Annotated in this window: 6 protein-coding genes; all 6 read left to right on the top strand. The window is 69.9% G+C overall.

Features of this window, described 5'->3' with window-relative positions:
• Positions 1–234: 234 nt before the first annotated feature.
• The 6 genes from HF999_RS21935 (at position 235) to HF999_RS21910 (ending at position 5,384) form a co-directional block, all read left to right on the top strand.
• On the top strand, positions 235–1,674 hold the full coding sequence (locus HF999_RS21935) for a terminase large subunit domain-containing protein (RefSeq protein ID WP_246208438.1): 1,440 nt from the start codon (positions 235–237) through the stop codon (positions 1,672–1,674).
• Positions 1,675–1,684: 10 nt separating this feature from the next.
• Complete coding sequence (locus HF999_RS21930) at positions 1,685–2,971, top strand: phage portal protein (RefSeq protein WP_168547882.1); 1,287 nt, start codon at positions 1,685–1,687, stop codon at positions 2,969–2,971.
• Complete coding sequence (locus tag HF999_RS21925; RefSeq protein WP_168547881.1) at positions 2,968–3,555, top strand: hypothetical protein; 588 nt, start codon at positions 2,968–2,970, stop codon at positions 3,553–3,555. The genes HF999_RS21930 and HF999_RS21925 overlap by 4 nt, the downstream gene beginning before the upstream one ends.
• Positions 3,552–4,022: a hypothetical protein gene (locus tag HF999_RS21920; protein WP_168547880.1), complete on the top strand. Its 471-nt coding sequence runs from the start codon at positions 3,552–3,554 to the stop codon at positions 4,020–4,022. Before HF999_RS21925 ends, HF999_RS21920 begins: the two co-directional genes overlap by 4 nt.
• Positions 4,023–4,221: 199 nt before the next feature.
• Positions 4,222–5,064: a phage major capsid protein gene (locus HF999_RS21915; RefSeq protein ID WP_210734059.1), complete on the top strand. Its 843-nt coding sequence runs from the start codon at positions 4,222–4,224 to the stop codon at positions 5,062–5,064.
• Positions 5,064–5,384, top strand: a complete 321-nt coding sequence (locus HF999_RS21910; RefSeq protein ID WP_168547879.1) for a hypothetical protein — start codon at positions 5,064–5,066, stop codon at positions 5,382–5,384. The genes HF999_RS21915 and HF999_RS21910 overlap by 1 nt, the downstream gene beginning before the upstream one ends.
• Positions 5,385–5,593 lie beyond the last annotated feature (209 nt).

Raw genomic sequence — 5,593 nt, 5'->3', positions numbered from 1 at the left:
CGGACTCCCCATCCGCCTCCGCGACATAGACGTCGTCTGCGGCCCCTGCAACCGCGCCAGAGGTGCCGCCCGCCCCGGAACCCATCGGTCCGCTGAACGTCGCTCACAAGGCCAACCAGACGGCAACACCAGGGGACAGGACCCCACCGGGGGCACACAGACACCCGTGGGCAAGGCAGAATGTGCGATATACACCCCCGGGGGGTATGCATGAGGGCTGGCCCGAAGGGTGAATTGACCGCTGGTGCGCTGGATCTGGGCGGGTATCCGGCGGGTCGTGCCGCGCGCCGGCTCCGGTTCATCGCGGACTACTTGGTGGTCCCGAAGGGTGTGGGTGCGCGGGAGCCTGTGGACCTGCGCGCGTTTCAGCGGGAGTTCATCGAGCAGGCGTACGCGCCGGGGATCCGCACGGGGTTGCTGTCGATCCCGCGGGCGAACGGCAAGTCGGCGTTGGGGGCGATGCTCGCGGTCGCGGAGTTGTTCGTCAACGACGAGTCGCCGGAGGTTCTTGTGGTCGCCAGTGACCAGCGGCAGGCGCAGATCATCGCGCGGATGGCTCGCCGGATGATCGAGTTGAACCCGGAGCTCGCGGACCGGTGCCACACGTTCGCTGATGGCCGGATCACGGTCCCGGACACGGACGGGCTGCTGCTGCCGCTGCCTGCGGACCCGGGTGCCTTGCACGGTCACGATCCGTCGCTGCTCATCGTCGACGAGCTGCACGTGGTCACCGAGGCGACGTGGGAGGCCGTCTCATCGGTGACCGGTAAGCGCCCGGAGTCGCTGACGCTCGCGATCTCCACGCCGGCCGGCTCACCGGACTCGATCATGTGGGCCCTCGTCGAGCACGGGCGGGCGGGGGACGATCCGGCGTTCGCGTTCACCGAGTACGCGGCCCCCGAGGGGTGCGCGGTCGACGACCGGGAGGCGTGGCGGATCGCGAACCCGGCCCTGTCGTGCGAGCGGCCGTTCTTGTCCGAGGACGGTCTGCTCGCTGCGATGAAGACGATCCGCGAACCGGTGTTCCGGCAGCTGCGGCTGGGCCAGTGGGTGACCGGTTCGGAGGCGTGGTTGCCGTTCGGCGCGTGGGATGCCTGCGCGGCCGGCACCCGCGTGCTGGGCCGCCGCGACAAGGTCGTGCTCGCGTTCGACGGATCCGCCTCCGGTGACTCGACCGCCCTCGTCGGCTGCACCGTCGGCCCGGACCCGCACCTGTGGGTCGAGGGCCTGTGGGAGAACCCGAACGATCGTGGTTGGCGGGTGCCGCGCGCCGACGTAGACATGGCCGTGCAGATGGCGTTCCAGAAGTACAACGTGATCGAGCTGGCCGCGGACCCGTGGGGGTGGCGCAGCGAGATCGAGGCGTGGGCGCAGCGGCACGGTGAACGCAAGGTCGTCGAGTGGAACACCGCCCACGCTCAGCGGATGGCACCGGCCACCGACCGCCTGTATCAGGCCGTCGTCACGGGGGCCGTCTCCCACGACGGGGATGCCCGCCTGGCCGCGCACGTGGCCCACTGCATCGCCAAACGGACCCCGATGGGTGACCTCGTCTCGAAGGACAAGAAGAACAGTCCCCGCAAGATCGACGCCGCCGTCGCGGCGATCGTGGCCCTCGACCGGGCCGCCCACCATTCCCAGACCACCCGGCGCGTCGTCGGGTTCAAATCGTAAGGAGCACAACATGACTGACACTTTGACCGCTCTGCTGCAGGCCGTCGACGCCCCCGCCGGGAAGTACTCGCGCCTGAACCGGTACTACGCCGGCACCAGCCCCCTGTCCTACCTCGCACCCGAAGCGCAGGCCGTCCTCGGTGACCGCCTGCGGCGCGTCTCGTCGAACATCCCCCGCGTGCTGGTGAACAGCCTCGTCGAGCGGCTGCGGATCACCGGGTTCACCGGTGCTGACGTGTGGGTGGACTGGCTGCGCAACGACCTCGACCAGCGCACCGACACCGCTCACCGTGAGGCCATGATCCTCGGAGCCGGGTACGTGATCGTGTGGGCCGACCAGGACGGCCGCCCGCAGGTGAGCATCGAGTCCGCGCAGCAGATGGCGCAGATCACCGACCCCGGGACCCGGCAGACGATCGCCGCGTTGAAGCGGTGGGAGACCGCCGCCACCACCGAGGCGACGTTGTTCCTGCCGGACCGGATCGAGCGGTACCGCGCCAACAGCACCGGGGCGACGACCGCCGGGTTCAAGCTCGTCGACGAGCTCGACAACCCGCTCGGCGTCGTGCCCGTGGTGCGGCTGCTCAACGCCGACCGGATCCTCGACCTCGAGGGCCGCTCGGAAATGGAGGACATCATCGACCTGTCCGACGCGCTGACGAAGCTGCTCACGGATCTGCTGGTGGCGTCGGAGACCAGCGCCCGCCCGCGACGGTGGGCGACCGGCGTCGAGCTGACTGAGGACGAGGACGGCAACCCCGTGAGCCCGTTCGCGGAGACCACGAAGATGCTCATCGCCGAGCAGCCCGAGGCCCAGTTCGGGCAGCTCTCCGGCACGGACCTTGCCGGGTACCGCACGGGCATCGACACGATCATGCGGCAGATCGCCGCGGTGTCCGGGCTCCCCGAACACGCCCTCGGTATCGGCGGCGACAACCCCACCTCGGCGGACGCGATCCGCGCGTCGGAGGCCGCCCTGACCGCGCGCGCCGAGACCAAGCAGGCCCTGTTCGGCCGCGACTGGGAGCAGGTCGCCCGCCTCATGGTCGCTGTCCGCGACGGTGCCGACGTCCGCAGTGTGGATGTGAGGGTGCAGTGGGCCGACGCCTCGACCCGCTCGACCGCGCAGGAAGCCGACGCCGTCACCAAGCTCTACCAGGCCGGCATCCTGCCCGCCTCGTACGCCCTCAAGCGGCTGGGCTACTCGGACGCGGAGATCGACGAGATCCACGCCGCCCGCACCCGTGACGCCGTCGCGAACGTCAACGTGGCCCAGCTGTTCGGGGGCGCGGCATGACCCCGGCGGAACTGGCCGAGCAGTTCGAGTTGCTCGTCGACCGCCTCGGCGGGCAGCTCTCCGATGCCCTTGTCGCCGCGTACGAGCACTGGCAGAGCGGCACGCTGACGACCGCCGAGTTCGAGGACGTGTTCGTGCACCTGGTGGGTACCGCGAACGCCTACGCCCGCGGCGGCGCGGACTGGCTCGGCAGCGCCTACCTGGCCGAGGGTGCGCCGGTCACCCCGAACGGATCGACCCCGGTCACCGTCGCAGCGGAGACGGCACGCCTCGCGGAGTCCGCCGCCACGGTCGCCAAGCTGCTCGACAGCGCCGACGACCTGCGGGCCCAGCTCGACCGGATCGGCCGCAACGAGCCCACCGACGCCGCGCAGCAGCAGCTGGTGCACACCTACCGCGGTCACGGTGCCGTGGGCTACCGACGCCGCCTCAACGCCGGCGCGTGCGAGCTGTGTGTGTGGCTGCAGAAGAAGCACCTTGACCCCGAAGGTATCGGCTACATCTACCCGTCCGACAAGCCCATGCACCGGCACACCGGCTGCCGCTGCACCCCCGTCCCCGCCACCCGAAAGGCAGCAGCATGACCGACGACCAGACCACCGAAGCCGTGGACACCGAGTCCACGACCACTGACGTTGAGCGTTCCCCGGAGGAACTTGCAGGGCCCCAGCAGGACCCCGCAGCTGAGAGTGAGCCGAACTCACCCGCAGCCGAGGGCGACACGTTCCCGCGCGCGTACGTGGAAGAGCTGCGGCAGGAGAACGGCAAGTACCGGCAGGACGCCCGGGACGCCGGCCAACGCGCCGACGAGCTCGCCCAGCGGCTCCATGCCGCCCTGGTGGCCGCGGACGGTCGCCTGCAGGATCCCAGCGACCTGCCGTTCGACGACGCCCACCTCGACGATCCCGACGCTCTGGCCGCGGCCGTCGATGACCTGCTCACCCGCAAGCCCCACCTCGCGGCCCGCCGCGTGACTGGCGACGTGGGGCAGGGAGCCGGAAACAGCTCCGGCACGGTCGACCTGCTCGGACTGCTCGGCGGCCAGCGATGAACCCCGAACAGTTCGAAGCCCTCATGGACACCCTCGACCTCATCGTCGAGCGGCTCAGGGAGATCGAGACGACCATCTACATGAAGGACTAAGTACCCCCGAGGGGTATACGATGAAGGGGTCGCGTCTGGAACGCGGCCCCTTCAGTCGTCCTGGTGGCGCGGGTTTCCCGATTCCAAATCGCCCCAGGAGGCACATCATGGCCGAAACTACGGCATCCAATCCCACCCTGCTGCAGGACCAGGTCGCATCACTGCTGGTGCAGCCCCTCGAAGCCGCGTCCGTCGTGCTCAGCTCCGGCGTCCGCGTGTTCGACACCTCGAGCGAGCTGCGCGTCCCGCGCCTCGTCTCCGGCTCCACCCCGACGTTCGTCGCCGAGGGTGGCCTGATCCCCGACACCGCCGACGTGGCGTTCGACGAGATCAAGCTCATGCCGAACGAGCGGACGTCGATCAAGACCATCATCCGGTTCACCAACGAGCTGGTCCGGCAGTCCGTCATCGGCATCGACGCCGTCCTCAAGAACCGCCTCGTCAAGGACGTCTCGGACCTGCTCGACGACGCCCTACTGGCTGGTGCCGGCGCGTCCAACTCGATCAAGGGCATCATCAACCAGACCGGCGTCACCACCGGCGCTCTCGACGTGACGAACGCCGACAGCCTGCTCGACGCGATCGCAGCCCTCAACGCCCAGGAGGTCACCCCGAACCGGTGGTTCATCTCCGGCGCGGACTTCGCGGCCCTGCGCAAGCTCAAGGACGGCACCAGCTCCAAGCGGTACCTGCTCGAGCCCGACCCGACCAAGGCCGCCGGGTCGGTCTTGTTCGGCATCCCGTGCACGATCACGAACAAGCTCGCTGCCGGCAAGGCGATCCTCGCGGACACGTCCACCATCGCCGTGGCCCGCGACACCGCGCCGTCGGTAACGGTGCTCAATGAGCGGTACGCCGAGTACGACCAGGTCGGCCTCCGCGTCACCTGCCGCTACGACGTGGGTCTGCTGCACCCCGAGGCCGTCGCCGTCCTCACGAAGACCCCGTAGTGGTCACCGGCCAGCAGGTCGCGGACTTCCTCGGTCAGGGCGACAACACCCAGCTCGTCGCCCTGGCCGGGCAGTCCGTCCCCATCGTCGCCGCCATGGCCCGCGCGTACACCCGCGACCAGGGCTTCACCGGCGCCGAACCGAACGACGAGATCGCGGCCGTCATCACCACCGCGGCCGCGCGCCTCGTCACCAACCCGGGACAGCTCGCCACCGACGAGACGATGGGACCGTTCTCGCACTCCCTGCGGGGCGGCTTCACCGGCTGGACCCTCGCCGAGCTGTTCGTCCTCAACCGGTTTCGGAAGCGGGCAGCATGATCTGGCCGCACCGGATCCGCGTCACCTACGAAGCGGTGTCGACACGCTTCGCCTGAACGGGCCGGCTGGGATCACTCCCCTGCAGCCGGCAAGGGTCGTCCTCTTGGGGCGCCATCGCGCCACGCGGCCCTGCGCCCCCGCACCACGCCCCCAGGAGGGCAGGAGCGGGGGCGTTTCCCGTTCGCCAGTCCGCAGCCAGTCCGCAGTAG

This window comes from Tsukamurella spumae, from assembly GCF_012396015.1.
GTDB classification, from domain to species: domain Bacteria; phylum Actinomycetota; class Actinomycetes; order Mycobacteriales; family Mycobacteriaceae; genus Tsukamurella; species Tsukamurella spumae.
The sequence above is the reverse complement of the archived record's forward strand: the minus strand, read 5'-3'. Positions and strand labels throughout refer to the sequence as shown.

Bases quoted from the DNA above. Each gene is read 5' to 3' on its own strand.
- HF999_RS21930 (WP_168547882.1), top strand. From the start codon at position 1,685: ATGACTGACACTTTGACCGCTCTGCTGCAGGCCGTCGACGCCCCCGCC.
- HF999_RS21925 (WP_168547881.1), top strand. From the start codon at position 2,968: ATGACCCCGGCGGAACTGGCCGAGCAGTTCGAGTTGCTCGTCGACCGC.
- HF999_RS21920 (WP_168547880.1), top strand. From the start codon at position 3,552: ATGACCGACGACCAGACCACCGAAGCCGTGGACACCGAGTCCACGACC.
- HF999_RS21915 (WP_210734059.1), top strand. From the start codon at position 4,222: ATGGCCGAAACTACGGCATCCAATCCCACCCTGCTGCAGGACCAGGTC.